Below are 18,715 nucleotides of genomic sequence, written 5' to 3'. Positions count from 1 at the left end.
AGTGACCCGGGAGTGGACCTTCCCTGCCTCCTTCGCGCAGGAGCGGGTGTGGATGGCCAACCAGCTCGACCCCGGCTCGCCGGTCTACAACGTGTCCAACCGGTGGCCCTTCCCGGCCGAGCTGGACGCCGACGCGGTCACCGAGGTGTTCTCCCAGGTCGTCGCCCGGCACGAGGCGCTGCGCACGTACCTGCGGATGGACGACGGCGCCCTGGTGCAGGTGGTCCGTGAGCACGAGCCGGTCCGGCTGGACGTCGAGGACCTGTCGGGCCTGCCGGCGGCCGAGCTGGCCGCCCGGTACCTGGCGCTCCACGAGGAACTGGCCCGCACCCCGATCCCGCTGGACGCCCCGCCGCTGTGGCGGGCCCGGCTGGTCAAGGTCCACGAGAGGTGGTCGTTGCAGTTCGTGGTGCACCACGCCGTCTTCGACGCCCACTCGGCGGTGGTGCTCACCAGCGAGCTGGCCGCGTTCACCACCGCCGCGCTCACCGGCGCGCCGGCCGACGTGCCCGAGCTGCCCATCCAGTACGCCGACTTCGCGGCCTGGCAGCGCGACCAGCTCGCCGGGCCGGAGCTGGACCGGCAGCTCGCCTTCTGGACCGGCCACCTGACCGGGGCCCCGGCGGTGACCGCGCTGCCGCTGGACCGGCCCCGCCCGGCCCAGCTCGGCTTCGCCGGCGACGAGGTGCGCTTCGACCTGCCCGACGGGCTGCTCGACTCCGTCGGGCGGCTCGCCGCCGCGTCGGCCGCCACCCCGTACATGGTGCTGCTGACCGGGTTCGCCGCGCTGCTGTCCCGGATCTCCGGCGACGACAGCGTGGTGGTCGGGGTGTCCACCGCCGGCCGGGACACCGCCGAGGTGACCCCGCTGATCGGCATGTTCGTCAACCCGGTGGCGCTGCGCTGCGACCTCACCGGCGACCCCACCGTCGCCGAGCTGCTCGGCCGGGTCCGAAGCGGCCTGCTGGACGCGATGGAGCACGGGCAGACGCCGTTCCAGAAGATCGTCGAGGCGGTCGCCCCGCAGCGGGACCCGTCCGTGCAGCCGATCTTCCAGACGGCGCTGAACTTCATCCCCGACTCCGGCCTGGACCCGGTGCCGCTGGGCACCACCAAGGACGACCTGGCCTTCGACGTCACCGCCGGGGAGAGCCGGCTGGTCTACCGCACCGACCTGTTCGACCGGGCCACCGCCGAGGCGGTCGTGACCCGGTACGTCCGGCTGCTCGTCGCCGCCGTCGCCGACCCCGGCCAGCGGGTCTCCGCGCTGCCGCTGCTCGACGACGCCGAGCGGCAGCTCGTGCTGGACACCTGGAACGCCACCGCCCACGACCGGCCGGTCAGCACCGTCGTCGACGAGGTGCAGCGGCAGGCCGCCGCCACCCCGGGCGCGGTCGCGCTGGTCTGTGACGGCGCCGAGCTGACGTACGCCGAGCTGAACGCCGCCGCGAACCGGCTGGCCCGGCTGCTGGTCGCCCGCGGGGTCGGCCCGGAGACCCGGGTCGCCCTCGCGCTGCCCCGCTCGATGGACCTGCTGGTGGCCGTCCTCGCGGTGCTCAAGTCCGGCGCGGCGTACGTGCCGGTGGACACCGGCTACCCGGCGGCCCGGATCGCGTACCTGCTGACCGACGCCGAGCCGGCGCTGGTGCTGACCGGCGCCGACACCGCCGCGCTGGTGCCCGGCGACGCCCTGGTGCTCGACCCGCTCACCGCCAGCGACCTCGACGCGGCCGACCTGACCGACGCCGACCGGGCCGCCCCGCTGCGCCCGGAGCACCCGGCCTACGTGCTGTACACCTCCGGCTCCACCGGCCGCCCCAAGGGCGTCGTGGTGGAGCACCGGTCGGTGGCCGCGTACCTGGCCTGGGCGCGGGACGCCTACCCGGGGCTGGCCGGCACCGCGCTGCTGCACTCGCCGGTGTCGTTCGACCTCACCGTCACCGGGCTGCTCGGGCCGCTCACCGCCGGCGGCACGGTCCGGCTCGCCGCGATCGACGACCCGGCCGCCCGGCTCGGCGGCCGGCCCGCCTTCCTCAAGGTCACCCCGAGCCACCTGCCGCTGCTCGACGAGGCGCTGTCCCCGACGGCCGACCTGGTGATCGGCGGCGAGGCGCTCACCGGCGAGCAGCTCGCCGGCTGGCGGGCCGCCCACCCGGGCGTCGCGGTGATCAACGAGTACGGCCCGACCGAGGCCACCGTCGGCTGCGTCGCCGCCCGGATCGCGCCGGGGCAGGAGCTGCCCGCCGGGCCGGTGCCGATCGGCGTGCCCACCTGGAACACCCGGGCGCTGCTGCTGGACGCCGCGCTGGACCCGGTGCCGCCGGGCGTGGCCGGCGAGCTGTACGTCGCGGGCGACCAACTCGCCCGCGGCTACCTGCGCCGCCCCGGCCTGACCGCCGAGCGCTTCCTGCCCTGCCCGTACGGGCCGGCCGGGCAGCGGATGTACCGCACCGGCGACCTGGCCCGGTGGCGGGCCGACGGGACGCTGGAGTACCTGGGCCGCCGCGACGACCAGGTGAAGGTGCGCGGCATGCGCATCGAGCTGGGCGAGATCGAGTCGGCCCTGCTGGGCCGGCCCGGCGTCCGCGAGGCCGCCGTCGTGGTGCGCACCGACTCCGGCGAGCCGACCCTGGTCGGCTACCTGGTCGGCGACGCCGACGCGGCCACGCTGGCCGCCGACCTGGCCCGGGAGCTGCCCGCGCACCTGGTGCCGGCGGCGTTCGTCGCGCTCGACGCGCTGCCGCTGACCCCGAACGGCAAGCTGGACCGGGCCGCGCTGCCCGCCCCGGCCGCCGCGGCTGCCGACGACGCGTACGTCGCCCCGCGCACCGACGCCGAGACCCTGGTGGCCGAGGTGTACGCCGACATCCTCGGCGTGGAGAAGGTCGGCGCGACCGACGACTTCTTCGCCCTCGGCGGCAACTCGCTGCGCGGCATGCGGGCGATGGCCCGGATCCGGGCCGAGGTGGACGTCGACCTGCCGATGCGGGCGCTGTTCGGCAGCCCGGTGGTGGCCGACCTGGCCGCCCAGATCGAGAGCCTGATCGCCGCGGAACTCGACGAGCTCTCCGACACCGAGGTCGCCGCGCTGCTGGCGACGGAAGAGGGACACACCATATGACCGACCTGAAGGATCCGGCCCGGGAGGCGGCCCGGCAGGCGCTGATCGCCAAGCGGCTGCGCCGGCGTCAGGCCGCCCCGGCCGCCCGGATCACCCCCCGGCCCGCCGGGGCCGAGGTGCCCCTGTCGTACGCCCAGGAGCGGGTCTGGTTCATGGACCAGCTCGCGCCGGGCGAGGCGGCGTACCACATCGCGGTGCCGCTGCGGGTGCGCGGCCCGCTCGACGTGGCGGCCCTGCGCGGCGCGTTGGCCGGGCTGACCGCGCGGCACGAGTCGCTGCGCACCCGGTTCCCCGCCGACGCCGACGGCCGCCCGACCGTGCTGGTGGAGGACGCCGTCGAGGTGCCGTTGACCATCACCGGGGCGGCTGACGAGCGGGCCGCGCAGGCGCTGGTCGAGGCCGCCTCGATGGAGCCGTTCGACCTGGCCACCGGGCCGCTGCTGCGTGCCCTGCTGATCCGGCTGGCCGACGACGACCACGTGCTGTTCCTCGGCCAGCACCACATCGTCGGCGACGGCTGGTCGGTGGACGTGCTGCTGCGCGACCTGATCACCCTCTACCACGGCGGCGAGCCGCCCGCCCTGCCCGTGCAGTACGGCGACTTCGCCGCCTGGGAGGCCGGCGAGCTGGACGGGCCGGCGGCCCGGGGCCACCTGGACTGGTGGAAGTCTCGGCTGGCCGGGATCACCCCGCTGGAGCTGCCGCTGGACGCGCCCCGCCCGGCGACCCAGACCTACCGGGGCGACTTCGTCGAGTTCCAGCTCGACCCGGCCGACACCGCGCGGCTCAACGCGCTCACCCGGGCCGGCGGCGGCACGCTGTTCATGACGCTGCTCGCCGCGTACCAGGTCCTCCTGGCCCGGCACGCCGGCCAGGAGGACTTCGCCGTCGGCGCGTCCGTGGCCGGCCGGTCCGCCCCGGAGCTGGAGAACGTCGTCGGCATGTTCATCAACATGCTGCCGCTGCGCGCCGAGCTGGCCGGCGACCCGACGTTCGCCGAGCTGCTGGAGCGCACCCGGCGCAGCGTGCTGGACGGCTTCGAGCACGCCGAGGTGCCGTTCGCGAAGGTGGTCCACGAGCTGGGGCTGGCCCGCGACGTGAGCCGCTCCCCGGTGTTCCAGGCCATGTTCGTGCTCCAGAACTACGAGATGGGCCGGTTCACCGACGTCTCCGCCGCCGCCGACGTGCGCTTCCAGTGGACGCCGATGGAGCTGCGGGCCACCCGGTTCGACTTCGAGCTGCACGCCGTGGAGACCACGGAGGGCCTCTGGGGGAAGCTGGTCTTCAACACCGACCTGTTCAGCCGGGAGACCGTCGAGCGGATCGCGCGGCGGTGGACGACCCTGCTGCGGGCGGTCGTCGCCGCCCCGGACACCCGGGTCTCCGCGCTGGCGCTGACCGCCCCCGGCGAGCGGGAGCTGCTGGCCGGCTGGAACGACACCGCCGCCGACTTCCCACGGGCGCAGACCCTGCACGGCCCGTTCGAGCAGCGGGCCGCGGCCACCCCGGACGCGGTGGCGCTGACCTTCGAGGACCGCTCGGTGACGTACGCCGAGCTGAACGCCGCCGCGAACCGGGTCGCGCACCGGCTGCGCGCCGCCGGGGTGGGCCCGGAGACCCTGGTCGGGGTCTGCGCGCAGCGCTCGGTGGAGCTGGTCGCCGGGCTGCTCGGCGTGCTCAAGGCCGGCGGCGCCTACCTGCCGCTGGACCCGGAGTACCCGGCCGACCGGCTGTCCTTCATGGTCACCGACGCCGCCGCCCCCGTCGTGCTGGTGCAGGAGCAGCTACGCGACGTGCTGCCCGACACCGGCGCGACCGTGCTGGCCCTGGACGACGAGTCGGCCTGGGCCGACCAGCACACCGCCGACCCGACGCCGACCGCGGGGCCGGGCAACCTGGCGTACGTCATCTACACCTCCGGCTCCACCGGCCGGCCGAAGGGGGTGCCGAACACCCACCGGGGCATCGTCAACCGGCTGGACTGGAAGCAGAAGACGTACCGGCTCGGCGCCGACGACGCGGTGCTCCAGAAGACCCCGGCCAGCTTCGACGTGTCGGTGTGGGAGTTCTTCTGGCCGCTGCGCGAGGGCGCCCGGCTGGTGCTGGCCCGGCCCGGCGGACACAAGGACGCCGCCTACCTGCGCGACCTGCTGGTCACCGAGCGGATCACCACCGCCCACTTCGTCCCGTCGATGCTGACCGTCTTCCTCGGCGAGGACGGGATCGAGGCGGCGACCGGCCTGCGCCGGGTGATCTGCTCCGGCGAGGAGCTGCCGCTGACCTCGGCGGTGGAGTTCACCGCCCGGCTGCCCTGGTGCGAGCTGCACAACCTGTACGGCCCCACCGAGGCGGCCATCGACGTCAGCGCCTGGCACTGCGACCCGGCCAAACTGGCCGGGCTGACCAGCGTGCCGATCGGCGGCCCGATCGCCAACCTGCGGCTGCACGTGCTGGACCCGGCCGGCAACGAGTGCCCGGTCGGCGTGGCGGGGGAACTGCACATCGGCGGCGTCGGGCTGGCCCGGGGCTACCACCGCCGGCCGGCGCTGACCGCCGAGCGGTTCGTGCCCGACCCGTTCTCCGGCGAGCCGGGCGCCCGGCTGTACCGCACCGGCGACCTGGCCCGCTGGGTGGCCTCGCCGGACGGGTCGGGCGTCGTCGAGTTCCTGGGCCGGATCGACCACCAGGTGAAGCTGCGCGGCCTGCGCATCGAGCTGGGCGAGATCGAGAGCGCCCTGCGCGAGCAGCCCCAGGTGACCGAGGCGGCGGTGATCGTCCGCGAGGACACCCCGGGCGACAAGCGGCTCACCGGGTACGTGGTCGGCGACGCCGAGCACGCCGCGCTGAAGGCGGCGCTGAAGGAGACCCTGCCCGAGTACATGGTGCCGACCGCGTTCGTCACCCTCGACGCGCTGCCGCTGAGCCCCAACGGCAAGCTAGACCGCCGGGCGCTGCCCGCCCCCGTGGTGACCCGCGAGGCGTCGGTGGCGCTGGTCGAGCCGCGCGACGACACCGAGCGGCTGCTGGCCGGGATCTGGTCGGAGGTGCTGGGCGTCGACACCCTCGGCATCGACGACGACTTCTTCGACCTGGGCGGGCACTCGATGCTCGCCACCCAGGTGGTGGCGAAGATCCGCAAGGCCGAGCACGGCGGCCGGCCGGTCGGCGTGATGGACCTGTTCCAGCAGCGGACCATCCGGGAGCTGGCCGCGTTCATGACCGGCGATCCCGCCGACGACGGCCCGCGCCGGCTGCTCTACGAGCTGACCAAGCCGATCCCGGCCGGCCGGCGGGTGCGCACGTACGTCTGCGTCCCGTACGGCGGCGGCAGCGCCATCGTCTACCAGCCCCTCGCCGACGCCCTGCCCGCCGGCAACGCCCTGTACTCGCTGGCCATCCCCGGCCACGACGTCGGGCTCAGCGAGGACGGCCTGCCGTTCGAGGAGCTGACCCGCCGGGTCGCCGACGAGATCGTCGAACGGATCGAGGGCCCGCTCGTGCTGTACGGCCACTGCGGCGTCGGCAGCGCGATCGTCGCCGAGGTGGCCCGCAAGGTCGAGGCGGCCGGCCGGGAGCTGGAGGCGCTCTACATCGGTGCGATGTTCCCGTTCGCCCGGCCGAAGGGCTTCTTCGCCGCCGCCCGCAACCGCCTGGAACGGCTGCGCAGCAACAAGCACTACGCGAGCTGGCTCAAGTCGATGGGGGTGGACACCGACGAGCTGGACCCGGAGCAGGCCGACCGGATCATCAGCAACATGCGGGCCGACTCCCGCGCCTCCGAGGAGTACTTCACCGGCCTGCTCGACTCCGGCGTGGCGAAGCTGCGCGCCCCGATCGTCTCGGTGGTCGGCTCCGAGGACCCGGTGACCGACTACTACACCGAGCGGTACGCCGAGTGGCAGTTCCTCACCGACACCGTCGGCCTGGTCGTCCTCGACCAGGCGGGGCACTTCTTCCTCAAGTACCGGGCCGACGAGCTGGCCGAGATCGTCACGGCGGCGCACCCGGCGGTGCGCGCCGGCGACACCACCGCGCTGGAGGCGCCGGCCCGGGGCGAGGACGCCGGCTGGGTGGTCGCCGACCACCAGCGCATCGGCACGGACCCCCGCCCGGAGCGGGCCGTGGTGAAGCCGAGCATGGGCCGGTTCGTCGCGGTCACCGCCGGCCAGCTCGTCTCCACCACCGGCTCGGCGCTGACCGCGTTCGCCGTGCCGATCTGGCTGTTCACCCGGACCGGCTCGGTGGCGAACCTGGGCCTGCTCTGGGCCCTGGCGCTGGTCTGCGGCGTGCTGATGCTGCCGATCGCGGGCGCGATCACCGACCGGGTCAGCCGCCGGAAGATCATGATGATCGCCAGCTCCAGCGCCGGGACGATCCAGCTCGTGCTGGCGGCCCTGCTCTGGACGGACAACCTGCGACTGTGGATGATCTACGCCCTGGTGGCGCTCAGCCAGGTCGCCGGGTCGTTCCAGCGCATCGCCTTCCAGTCGGCGGTGCCGCAGCTCGTGCCGAAACGCTTTCTCGGGCACGCGATGGGCGTCACCCAGCTCACCAACGGCTTCGCCATGCTGCTGATGCCGGTCTTCGCCGCCGGCCTGCTGGCCGCCATCGGGCTCAAGGGCATCCTGCTGATCGACGTGGCCAGCTACCTGGTGGCGGTGCTGACCCTCGCGGTGGTCCGCTTCCCGGACCTGCTCGGCTTCCGGCCCCGGGAGCGGCTGCTGACGGCGATCGCCAACGGGCTGCGCTACTCGTGGCAGCACCGCGGCTTCCGGCTGATGCTGGGCTACTTCGCGATCGGCAACATCTTCCTGGCCCCGGCGCTGGTGCTGACCACCCCGCTGGTGCTCTCCTTCGCCACCGCCACGCAGGTGGCGCAGGTGGCCCTGGCCGAGGCGCTCGGCGCGGTGGCCGGCGGCGTGCTGATGTCGCTGTGGGGCGGCCCGCGCAACCGGCGGATGATCGGCGTGCTGATCGGCAACCTCGGCACCGCCGTCGGGTGCGTGGTGATCGGCCTGGACGCCTCGGTCACGGTGATCTGCCTCGGGGCGTTCTGGCTGGCCATGGCGATGACCACGGCCCAGTCGATCTACGCCACCATCGTCCAGGTGAAGGTGCCCCAGCGGTACCACGGCCGGGTGTTCAGCCTGAACCAGACCATCTCCTGGTCCACGCTGCCGATCGGCTTCGCGCTGATCGCCCCGGCGGCCACCGGCCTGTTCGAGCCGATGCTCGCCCCGGGCGGCGCGCTGGCCGGCTCGGTGGGCGCGCTGATCGGCACCGGTCCGGGCCGCGGCATCGGCTTCGCGTACGTCTGCTTCGGCACGGCGCTGGTGCTGGTCACCGTGGGCGGCTTCGCGATCCGGCTGCTGAGGCGCTTCGACATGGAGGTGCCGGACTCGCTGCCGGACGACCTGATCGGCGCCCAGGAGCGCGAGCGGCGGCTGGCCGCCCGGGCCGCCGAGCGGCAGGAGGAGAAGGTGCCGGTCGCGGCGTGACGGCGTCGTGAGCGACGGTCGGGGGCCTCCGGTGCGTTGCCGGCGGCCCCCGACGCGTCCCCGGGCCGGATCCGCGCGGCCCGATCGACCGCCCCGGCGTCCCGGGACCGGCCCCGCACCTGGCGGGACCGGCCCCGCGCCGGCCGGGTACGGGGCCTACGCCACGGGCGGGTCGGCGAGTTCGCCCTCGGCAACGTCGTCGGGCTCGGCCACCCAGCCGGAGAAGACCGGCACCCCGTGCCACGGGCCCACCCCGCCGCCCCGCCGGTCGGTGGCGACGGCCACCACCGCGTACGGGTGGCCGAAGCGCAGCTCGGCGGTGCGGGCCACCCCCTCCGGAGGCAGGCTCACCGCCGCGAACGCCGCGGTCACGGCCGCGGCCTCGAACCCGTACCGGCTGTACCGGGCGACGACGGCCTGCCGTGCCTCGACCTCGGTGCCCCCGACCAGCGGGGCGAGGACCCGGGCGAGGGCGGGGAACCCGAGCCCTGGCCCGGCGAGGTCGTGCTCGTCGCGGGCCGACCAACAGGGCAGCGCCGCCGTGTGCCGCTCCTGCCGGCCGTCGCGGGCGTGGGTGCGGACGGTCTCCTCGCGCAGCGTCCACAGCGGCGTGGCGCCCAGCGGCAGGTCGAACAGCGACCGCCGGCCGGCGGGCTCGTCGGCGTCGGCGTCGGTGGCGATCCGGTACGCGGCGGCGAGCACGTCGGCGGGGGCGACCCCGGGCGCGGCGGCCACCGACACGACCAGCAGCCCGGCCCCGGCCCCGGCCCCGGCGGTCCCGGCCCCCGGTCCGGCCGCCGCCGCGTGCACGGCGACGTCGCCGGCCTCCGGCGTCGCGGCGATCCAGGCCCGGTGCCCGTATCCCGGGGTGCGCAGCACCCGGGTCAGCCGCCCGGCCCAGGGGCTGTCCGGCCCCAGCGCCGTGGCCGGGGCGAGGTCGAACGGGTCGGCCCAGGAGATCCGGGTGGCCACGGCCGAGGCCAGCGCGAGCACGACGCGGGACGAGCGGGTCAGCGGGAACCTGTCGAGCAGACCCGCGCTGTGCCTGCGCGCCCAGGCGTCCAGGCCGGCCTGGTCGGGCAGCGGGCCGGTCTGCGTGGCGCGGGGGAGGGTGGCCCGCCAGGCGGCCAGCGCGTCGGTGTCCGCGTCCGGCCGGTGCCAGACGGCGGTGGCCGCCGGCACCAGCGGGTGCGGGGCGTCGAGCAGCGCGGCGGCCGTCCGCGCCGCCGTCGCCGGGTCGGTGCCCAGCGCGTCGGCGAGACCGTCGGCGTCCCGGTCGGGACCGGTCGAGCCGCCCAGCGCGAGCAGCAGCCAGGCGCCCAGCGGGGACGCGACGTGGTGCCGGTCGCCGACCGAGCCGTGCAGCCGGGCGGCGTAGCGGGCCAGCGGGCCGTGGAGGTTCGTCGTCATCGGATTCCTTCCGTGGATACTCCGGCTTTCAGGCCGGGGAGGAAACGGAACTCCTGCGGAGCAGGGCAGGAAGCCGATCCGCCGGCAAGGCGGATAGGCGTCCATCCGTGTCACTGCAAGGTTCAATCGTTGGCCGGCTAGCTTGTGAGTCATGGTCAGTCGTGGGGTGAAGCGGGCGTTCAAGTACCGCTTCCACCCGAGCGACGCGCAGGCGGCGGAGCTCACGCGGACGTTCGGGTGTGTCCGGCTGGTCTACAACGGGCTGGCGTTCCTCAACGAGGTGTCGTCCGTGCCGTTGCAACAGGCGCTGCGGCACCTGGCTCGCAATATGGTCAAGAACCACAGCTTGGCTCGCGCGATCAGCGACGCGGCCTGGCGGCAGTTCCGCACCCTGCTCGAATACAAGACCGACTGGCACGGCCGGAACCTGGTGGTCGTGGACCGCTGGTTCCCCAGCTCGAAACTGTGCTCGACGTGTGGTGCCCGCGCTGAGCGGATACCGCTGACCGTACGGTCGTGGACGTGCCGGTGCGGCACCGTCCACGACCGCGACGTCAACGCCGCCCGTAACATTCTGGCCGCCGGGCTGGCGGTGACCGCCTGTGGAGACGGTGTAAGACCTCAACGGGGGAACCTCCGTTCGGGGCAGCTGTCGGTGAAGCAGGAACACCTGAGGGCGACCACGGGAATCCCCGTCCTTTAGGACGGGGAGGATGTCAAGCCTCCACTGTGCCCGCCCGGGCCGGTCCACACGACCACCGCTCGAGGGCCTGTGGAGCTGAGTCGGATACGACATCGGCCACGCCCGCCGCCATCGGCGACCCCGGGCCACGCTCGTCGGCCAGGACCCCGACGGGGTGGTGGGTAACCGCGAACGGTGGTGGCCCGACCGACGGTGATGACGTCAACGACTCAGCTCCATAGGCACCGCCCCCGCACATCATCGACCGCCGCCCACAGTTCCGCCCGGGCCACGGTTCCCCGCCGACCGGGCACCCACGACCAGGCAATGGCCCTGCCCCGCGTCACCGGCCAGCCAGGCCACGGCATCGCGTACGCGGCCGGGATAGAACCGCTCCCGGCTGCTGACGACGTCGGCGACCGGCCACCCGCGGAACCCGAAGCAGCCCTCCCGCTCGGTCGGTCCCGTCGACCTCGGGGCCGGGCCGGGGCCGTCCAGTCGTACCGCGACGACGACCTCGTCCTGCACGTGGCGCAGCCGCCGGTCGGCGTCGAGCACCACCAGCCGTACCGCGCGCCGCTCGATGACCGGCAGGTCGTCGGGGCTGGCCGTCACCGTCGCCCCTCCCGCTCGCCGCCGCAGGTGGCCCGGTCGCCCCCATGGCGCCGGACGGCGGGGCCAGCCGTCAGCCGGAGTGCGCGGGACTCGCAGGCCAGCCGGTGGGCGGTGGCCCGGCCGTCAGTCGGCGTGGGCGGCGACCGCGTCGCCCACGCCGGTCGGCAGTGGGTAGGGACGCTCTGCGGGGAGCAGCGCCTCGGCCGAGGCGTCGTCGCCCGCGTCCAGCGCCGCCCGGATCGCGTGCGCCGTCGCGGTGACGTCGGTGATCCCGACGATCCACTCGTCGACGTACCGCCGGGCGGCCTCGCCGGCCAGGCCCACCTGTAGCGACCGGTGGGGCAGCGGCTGCGCCCGCACGGTCCGCTCCGGATCCCACTGCACCCGGACCGGGCTGGTGCGCAGCCGCCGTGCCCAGCCGTCCCGGTCGGCGTGCAGGCCGGGCTCGTAGCCGCTCAGGCAGGCGTGCGCCAGGGCCCACTCGAACCCGGCGCGGCTGATCTCGACGGCGAGCACCCGCTCCTGGCCCGGCTTGCGGGCCCAGCCGCAGCGGTACATCATCCAGCGGAACGACGGCTTGATCCAGGTCATCCGGTCCCGCTTGAACGGGGGCACGAATCGGCCCGCCGCCACCGCCGGCCCGGCGATCTCCGGCGGGTACGCCTGGTACACGGTCAGCGTGCCGGCGGTGTACCGGGCGCGGATCTGGCGTGGCGGGACGGTCACGACGGCATCGTCGCGGGTCGGGCCGTCCGCGTCCACCGCTTTCCGCCCCGCCGACGCGGGTCGCCGGTCGGTCGGGGGAGGGGTTAGGCTGCCCGTCGTGGCAGGTCTGTTGAGGAGTGTGGCGTCCCGGCTGGGGCGGGTGACCCGCGGGGCCGCCCCGGCGCCTACCCCCGGTCCGATTCCGGCCCAGGTCGCGCGGCGCCGGCAGGTCGCGGCGTTGCAGCGCCGGGAGCTCAGCTACGCCCCGGAGCCCGACGGGCAGGCCGACCCGGGCGAGGTCGTCTGGACCTGGGTCCCTTACGAGGACGACCCCCGGCAGGGCAAGGACCGGCCGGTCCTGGTCGTCGGGCGGTCCAGCCGCACCCTGTTCGGCCTGATGCTGTCCAGCCAGGGCGAGCGGGACGGCCAGCGGCACTGGCTCTCCCTCGGCCCCGGCACCTGGGACCGGGACAACCGGCCGAGCTGGGTGCGGCTCGACCGGGTGCTCACCATGCGGGAGGACAGCATCCGGCGCGAGGGCGCGGTGCTGGACCGGCCCCGCTTCGACCGGGTCGGCCAGGCGCTGCGCGCCGGCTACGGCTGGCGCTGACCCCGCGCTGCCGTACCCGCCGGGGCCCTCACCACTCGGCGAGGTACGCGCTGTCCACGAGCTGGCGGGTGGGGCGGGACGCGCCGACGCTCTTCGCCCGGTACATGGCCGCGTCGGCGCGATCGAGCGCCTCGGTGAGCTGGGCGGGGCCGGTCACCGGGGCGAGGCCCACCGAGGCGGTGACCCGGAGGCTGAGACCGTTGAGCGGGATGGGCGCGGCGAGCGCCTCGCAGAGCCGGCGGGAGGAGTGCTCGATCCACCGCCGGTCGACCGTCGGACTGGTCAGCAGGCCGGCGAACTCGTCGCCGCCGAGCCGGGCCACCAGGTTGTCCCCGGCGAACGCGGCCAGCCGCTCTGCCACGCTGATCAACACCCGGTCCCCGGCGGCGTGCCCGTAGCGGTCGTTGACCTGCTTGAAGTTGTCCAGGTCGAGCACGACGGCGATCAGCGGCTGGCCGGCGGCGTCGGTGAGCAGCGTGGCGGCCAGCCGGAAGAAGGCCCGGCGGTTGGGCAGCCCGGTGAGCGGATCGTGGCTGGCGGCGTGCCGTTCGGCGGCCAGCTCCGCCTGGAGGTGCTCGATCTCCGCCTCGGCCAGCAGGGCGCGGCGGCGTAGCTGCCACGCGGACACGAGGGCCCCGGCGGCCGAGATGCCGGACGCGATGGTCAACGGATCCGGCACGAACTCTCCCCTCGCCCCGTCCGCCCGCCGGCCCCGTCCGGTGCCGGCCGGCGCCTCTGCGCGCTCTCGTTTTCCCTGGTGCGGCCCCGATTCGCGTCACCCAAAGTGAACGAATGGGTACACCGCACGTGCGTTATCATGCTCGCTGTCCGGTGCAGATGCAATAGCAGATGCACGTGCAGCAAAATCGTCCGTGACCCGTTCCCTCTCGCCAGCACCGCTCCTCCCCGCGGCATAGGCAGGCGCTCGAAGAGAAAGACGCCCCCATGCAGCAGCCCCACAACGGCGTTCCCGCCGCGCACCTCCCCCCGCTGAAGTGGCAGAAGAGTCGAAGGAGCAACCCCAGCGGCAACTGTGTCGAGTTGGCCGAGCTCCCCGGTGGCGCCGGGATCGCCCTGCGCAACTCGCGCCACCCGGAGGGCCCGGCGCTGATCTACACGGTGGACGAGATCGCCGCCTTCGTGCTCGGCGCCCGGGACGGGGACTTCGACGACCTGATCGCCTGACCCAGCGTAACCGGCCGGTTCCGTCCCGTCGATGGGACCAAAACCCCCCCTCGGGCGGGTTCACCTCACTGTCGGTCCATGGCATGCTTACACGTCGGCCGGGGTGGGGCCCGGTTGACGGAGGCGGGCAAGCGGAGGTCGGCGCGTGACGATGGTTCCCACGGAGGGTGGCCCGGCCACCGGCCCGACCGTGCTGCGCATGCTGCTCGGCGCGCAGCTGCGCCGGCTGCGCGAGTCCGCCGGGGTGACCCGGGAGGGCGCCGGGTGGGAGATCCGGGCTTCCGAATCGAAGATCAGCCGGATGGAACTGGGCCGGGTCGGTTTCAAGGAGCGCGACGTCGCCGACCTGCTCAGCCTCTACGGGGTCACCGACCCCGAGGAGCGTGATGCCCTGCTCAAGCTCGCCCGGGACGCCAACAGCCCGGGCTGGTGGCACCGCTACGGCGACGTGTTGCCGTCCTGGTTCCAGTCCTACCTGGGCCTGGAGGCGGCCGCCGCGCTGATCCGCAGCTACGAGGTCCAGTTCGTGCCCGGCCTGCTCCAGACCCCGGAGTACGCCCGGGCGGTCGTCCTGCTCGGCCACCGGGGCGCCGACGCGGACGAGGTCGACCGGCGGGTGGGCCTGCGCATGCAGCGCCAGGAGTTGCTGCGCCGCCCGCAGCCGCCCCAGCTGTGGGCGGTGGTCGACGAGGCCGCGCTGCGCCGGCCGATCGGTGGCCCCGAGGTGATGCGCGGCCAGTTCACCGCCCTGATCGAGGCGACCCGGTCGCCGCACGTGCGGTTGCAGATCATCCCGTTCGCGGCGGGCGGGCACGCCGCGGCGGGCGGCGCCTTCACCATCCTGCGCTTCGGCGACCAGGACCTGCCCGACATCGTCTACATCGAGCAGCTCACCAGCGCGATCTACCTCGACAAGCGCGAGGACCTCGACTACTACGCGGCGGCCATGGAACGCCTCTGCGTGGAGGCCGAGCCCCCGGAGCGGACGCCGGAGCTGCTGGCCCGGCTGCGTGACGAGCTCTACCCGCGGTGACGGGTTCCCTGGCGCGGAGCCGGCCCGGGGAGCCTCTACCATGGCCGGGACCGGCGACAGTGGACGGACGTCGGCGTTGAGGTCGGCACAGAGTCATGGAGGAGCCTTGACCACCGATGCCCCCGGTGCCCCGACCGGCCCCGCCCACCCCAGCGACCGGATCGACACCTCGGTGGCGCATCCCGCCCGCCGCTACAACTACTGGCTGGGCGGCAAGGACAACTTCCAGGCCGACCGCGACTCCGGGGACGCGCTGGCCGAGGTCTTCCCGACCATCCGCGTCACCGCCCTGGAGAACCGCCGCTTCCTCCAGCGGGCGGTGCGCTACCTCGCCCGCGAGGCCGGCGTGCGGCAGTTCCTCGACATCGGCACCGGAATCCCCACCGCCGACAACACCCACGAGGTCGCCCAGGCCGTCGCCCCGCACACCCGGGTGGTGTACGTCGACAACGACCCCATCGTCCTCGCCCACGCGCGGGCCCTGCTGACCAGCGCGCCCGAGGGCGCCACCGCCTACATCGACGCCGACCTGCGCGACCCGGAGAAGCTCCTCACCCACCCCGACCTGCGGCGCACCATCGACCTCGGGCAGCCGGTGGCGCTGATGCTGGTGGCGGTCCTGCACTTCCTGCCCGACCCGGACGAGCCGTACGCGCTGGTCCGCCGGCTGCTGGACGCCCTGCCCCCGGGCAGCCACCTGGCCGCCTCGCACGCCACCTACGACCACCTCCCGGCGCAGGTTGCCGAGGAGGCCAGGGCGGCGACGAGGAACGGGGGCGAGTACGGCGCGATCTACTTGCGCGACCTGGCCGATTTCACCCGGTTCTTCGACGGCCTGGAGGTGGTCGAGCCGGGCATCGTCTCCGCCGCCGAGTGGCGCGCCGACGCGGAGCCGCAGCCCCGGCCCTCGGCGGGCGACGTCAGCCTGTACGGGGCCGTGGCCCGCAAACCCTGACCGTCCCCGGCGTGCCCCGCACCGGGGCCGCCGATCCGGGGCACCGCCAGTATCCGGACATCCCGGCGGGCCCGGGCACCGCGGCTGGTGTCCGGCCCCGGCCGGCAGGCAGACTGGACCATCATGTCGCCGCTCACCCCTGGCCTACGGCTGCACGACCGGTACGTCCTGCGCGAGCGCATCGGCCTCGGCGGGATGTCCGAGGTGTGGCGCGCCGACGACGAGGTGCTGCACCGTCCCGTCGCGGTCAAGGCGCTCGCGGGACAGCCCGCAGCCGACCCGCAGCTACGCGCCACCATCCAGCGCGAGGCCCGGGCCGCCGCCCGGCTCACCCACCCGCACGTCACCCAGGTGTACGACTACGGCGAGGCCGCCCTGGCCGCCGGCACCGTGCTGCCGTACCTGGTGATGGAACTCGTCGACGGGCACAGCCTCGCCGACCGGCTCACCGCCGGCCCACTGCCCTGGCCGGAGGCGGTCCGGGTGGCCGGGCAGGTGGCCGCCGCCCTGGCCGCCGCGCACCGCATCGGCGTGGTGCACCAGGACGTCAAGCCCGGCAACGTCATGCTCACCGAGACCGGCGCCAAGGTGTTGGACTTCGGCATCGCCGCGCTCGCCGGCCCGCGCCACCCGCTCGCCGGATCGCCCGGCGGCCAGACCGGTGAGCTGGTGATGGGCACCCCCGCGTACTTCGCGCCCGAGCGGATGAGCCCCGGGCCGCCGAACCCGGCCAGCGACGTCTACGCCCTCGGCGCGCTGCTCTACCAGTCTCTCACCGGTGCCACCCCGCTGCCCGTGCAGACCTGGGAGGACGCCGTCGAGGTGCACGCCCGGCGCCCGCCGGTGTCGCCGCCGCGGGTCACCGGGCTGCCCCCGGACATCGCCGCGCTCACCCTCGCCTGCCTGGACGCCGACCCGGCCCGCAGACCCACCACCGCCGAGTTGGCCGCCCGGCTCGGCGCGGCACCGCCGGCGGAACCACCCACCGCGCTCCTGCCCGTCGTGCCGCGGGCCGCCCCGCACCCGCCCACCATGGTCGACCGCGCCACCCGTTTCACCCCCGGCCGGGCGACCCGGTCCACGTCGCCTTCGGCCGCGTCGCCGTTCTCCGCCTCGCCTTCGGCCGCCTCGCCGTTCTCCGCGTCGGCGTCGCCTTCGGCCGCGTCGTGGCCGGGCGCGTCGTCGGATGCCCCGCCCGGGCGGTCGCGGCGCGGGAACCGTTTGCTCGGCGTCCTCCTCGCGGCCGGAGTGGCGCTGCTCGTCGGGCTGGTCGGACTGCTCGTCCTCGACGACGACTCTGCGACCCCGCCGGCCGCCGCGCCCGGCGCAACCACTGCCGCCCCCCGGCCGACGGCGGCGTCGGCCGGGCGGACCACCACCGCGCCGATCCCGGTGCCCTCGACCACGGCGCGGAACCGGCCGGCCAGCCTGCGCGAGTTGGCCGCCGAGTTCATCGCCGTGGTCGACGAGGCACAGGCCCGCGGCGAGATCGACCGGAAGACCGCCAACGAACTGCGTGACAAGGCCGAGGAGCTGAACCGCGGCAAGCCCAAGGACCAGGTCAAGCGGCTCGCGGACCTGCGCGAACGGGTCATCGAGGCGGCCGAGCGGGACCGGATCGGCGCGGCGGTGGTGAACCGGCTCCGCGACCTGCTCACCGGGTACGGTCAGGTGCGCGGCGACGAGGACGACTGACCGCCCTCAGCCCAGCGCGCCGGCGTCCCCACCGCCACCCGACCGTCCCGTACCACGGCCAGGGCGACGAAGGGGACACCCGGCCACCGTATCCGTCCTGGGCGGGAGCCGCGTCCCTCCGTCCGCCCGCTCTGGCCGGCATCGACGCCCACGGCACCCGAGCCGCACCGCTGCGCCGACGAATGCGGCGGCGACGCGGCGGGTGACGGCATGGCGGTCGGCGAAGACGGTCATTAACTTTGTCGGATGATCAGCACGCAGCCGCTCCTGCCCTTCCCCCGTACGGTCGCCGCCGGTCCCGAGCCCGGCTCCGACGGACCGGTGGGGTTCGTCACGGGTCTGGTCGAACGGCTGGGTGGTCCCGGAGCCGGATTGGCAGTCGCGCTCGAGAACCTGTTCCCGCCCATCCCCAGCGAGGTGATCCTGCCGCTGGCCGGTTTCGTCGCCAGCCAGGGACGGATGAGCCTGGTCGGGGCGATCGGGTGGACCACCCTCGGCTCCGTGGTCGGTGCCCTCGCCCTGTACGCGATCGGCGCCATGCTGGGCCGGGACCGGATGCGCGCCATCGTCGCGCGACTGCCGCTGGTCAAGCTCGACGATGTCGACCGGACGGAGGCGTGGTTCCTCCGGCACGGCGTCAAGGCGGTGTTCTTCGGCCGGATGATCCCGGTGTTCCGCAGCCTCATCTCGATTCCGGCCGGCGTGGAACGGATGCCGGTGCCGACCTTCCTGCTGTACACGACCCTGGGCAGCCTGATCTGGAACACGATCTTCGTGATGGCGGGCTATCTGCTGGGGGAGAACTGGCACGTCGTCGAGGGCTACGTCGGCACGTTCCAGAACGTGGTCATCGTGGTGTGCGCGGCGGCGCTCGGTTGGTTCGTGGTCACCCGGGTACGGCGTGCCCGCGCCGCCCGACGGGCGGTCGACGCCCCTGTCGCCCCGCCCTCCCCGCCCTCCCCGCTCTCCCCGGTCGACGCTGTCCGCGCGTCGGACGCGGAGGCGTCGCCGTCTGCCGGGCCGGAGTTCGGTGGGGCGCGTGAGTACCGGGGGACCATCTACCGCAGCGGGTCCTGGCGAGCAGGGCCCGAGCACTGAACCCGGAGACGTCGCCCCGCCCCGCCCCGCCCCGTGCAGCCCCGCCCCGCCCCGTGCCCCCACGTCCGGCGGCGGTGATCAAGAGGTTTGCGTCAGGTTTGTGCCCGG

At 74.7% G+C, this 18,715-nt stretch carries 13 protein-coding genes; 9 read left to right on the top strand and 4 right to left on the bottom strand.

The window, feature by feature from the left end; translation table 11 throughout:
* Window position 1 precedes the first annotated feature (1 nt).
* Together C5N14_RS10025 and C5N14_RS10020 are read left to right on the top strand one after the other, a co-directional pair.
* Complete coding sequence (locus C5N14_RS10025) at window positions 2–3,121, top strand: non-ribosomal peptide synthetase (protein ID WP_117667809.1); 3,120 nt, start codon at window positions 2–4, stop codon at window positions 3,119–3,121.
* A complete protein-coding gene (locus C5N14_RS10020; protein WP_117667808.1) occupies window positions 3,118–8,619 on the top strand; it encodes a non-ribosomal peptide synthetase/MFS transporter in 5,502 nt (1,833 codons plus the stop codon). Before C5N14_RS10025 ends, C5N14_RS10020 begins: the two co-directional genes overlap by 4 nt.
* Before the next feature lie 156 nt (window positions 8,620–8,775).
* Here the strand turns inward: C5N14_RS10020 and C5N14_RS32620 are convergent, their stop codons facing one another.
* Window positions 8,776–10,029 (bottom strand): hypothetical protein, encoded by a 1,254-nt coding sequence (locus C5N14_RS32620; RefSeq protein ID WP_117667807.1) that lies wholly within the window; start codon window positions 10,027–10,029, stop codon window positions 8,776–8,778.
* A 151-nt stretch (window positions 10,030–10,180) separates the two neighbouring features.
* Between C5N14_RS32620 and C5N14_RS10010 the strand changes: the two genes are divergently transcribed.
* Window positions 10,181–10,732: a helix-turn-helix domain-containing protein gene (locus C5N14_RS10010; RefSeq protein WP_117667806.1), complete on the top strand. Its 552-nt coding sequence runs from the start codon at window positions 10,181–10,183 to the stop codon at window positions 10,730–10,732.
* A 237-nt stretch (window positions 10,733–10,969) separates the two neighbouring features.
* On the opposite strand, the gene C5N14_RS10005 is transcribed toward C5N14_RS10010, so the two are convergent.
* Complete coding sequence (locus tag C5N14_RS10005) at window positions 10,970–11,326, bottom strand: hypothetical protein (protein WP_207892687.1); 357 nt, start codon at window positions 11,324–11,326, stop codon at window positions 10,970–10,972.
* 123 nt (window positions 11,327–11,449) lie between these two features.
* Window positions 11,450–12,052 (bottom strand): DUF4291 domain-containing protein, encoded by a 603-nt coding sequence (locus C5N14_RS10000; RefSeq protein ID WP_117667816.1) that lies wholly within the window; start codon window positions 12,050–12,052, stop codon window positions 11,450–11,452.
* 97 nt (window positions 12,053–12,149) lie between these two features.
* On the opposite strand from C5N14_RS10000, the gene C5N14_RS09995 reads away from it, so the two are divergent.
* A complete protein-coding gene (locus tag C5N14_RS09995; RefSeq protein ID WP_117667805.1) occupies window positions 12,150–12,641 on the top strand; it encodes a type II toxin-antitoxin system PemK/MazF family toxin in 492 nt (163 codons plus the stop codon).
* 28 nt (window positions 12,642–12,669) lie between these two features.
* Here C5N14_RS09995 and C5N14_RS09990 read toward each other — a convergent pair whose 3' ends face one another.
* The gene (locus C5N14_RS09990; protein WP_117667804.1) at window positions 12,670–13,320 is read right to left on the bottom strand and encodes a GGDEF domain-containing protein; all 651 of its coding nucleotides are present in this window, start codon (window positions 13,318–13,320) and stop codon (window positions 12,670–12,672) included.
* 266 nt (window positions 13,321–13,586) lie between these two features.
* Here C5N14_RS09990 and C5N14_RS09985 point away from each other — a divergent pair, with 266 nt between their 5' ends.
* The 5 genes from C5N14_RS09985 (at window position 13,587) to C5N14_RS09965 (ending at window position 18,607) form a co-directional block, all read left to right on the top strand.
* Window positions 13,587–13,826, top strand: coding sequence for a DUF397 domain-containing protein (locus C5N14_RS09985; protein WP_117667803.1), 240 nt, complete (start codon window positions 13,587–13,589; stop codon window positions 13,824–13,826).
* A gap of 151 nt (window positions 13,827–13,977) precedes the next feature.
* Window positions 13,978–14,859: a helix-turn-helix domain-containing protein gene (locus tag C5N14_RS09980; RefSeq protein ID WP_371685825.1), complete on the top strand. Its 882-nt coding sequence runs from the start codon at window positions 13,978–13,980 to the stop codon at window positions 14,857–14,859.
* A gap of 106 nt (window positions 14,860–14,965) precedes the next feature.
* Window positions 14,966–15,814, top strand: a complete 849-nt coding sequence (locus tag C5N14_RS09975; protein ID WP_117667801.1) for an SAM-dependent methyltransferase — start codon at window positions 14,966–14,968, stop codon at window positions 15,812–15,814.
* A gap of 123 nt (window positions 15,815–15,937) precedes the next feature.
* A complete protein-coding gene (locus tag C5N14_RS09970; protein ID WP_117667815.1) occupies window positions 15,938–17,509 on the top strand; it encodes a serine/threonine-protein kinase in 1,572 nt (523 codons plus the stop codon).
* 246 nt (window positions 17,510–17,755) lie between these two features.
* Window positions 17,756–18,607, top strand: coding sequence for a DedA family protein (locus tag C5N14_RS09965; RefSeq protein ID WP_117667800.1), 852 nt, complete (start codon window positions 17,756–17,758; stop codon window positions 18,605–18,607).
* Window positions 18,608–18,715 lie beyond the last annotated feature (108 nt).

The sequence above is a fragment of the Micromonospora sp. MW-13 genome (assembly GCF_003434305.1).
Classification (GTDB): Bacteria; Actinomycetota; Actinomycetes; order Mycobacteriales; family Micromonosporaceae; genus Micromonospora.
The sequence above is the reverse complement of the archived record's forward strand: the minus strand, read 5'-3'. Positions and strand labels throughout refer to the sequence as shown.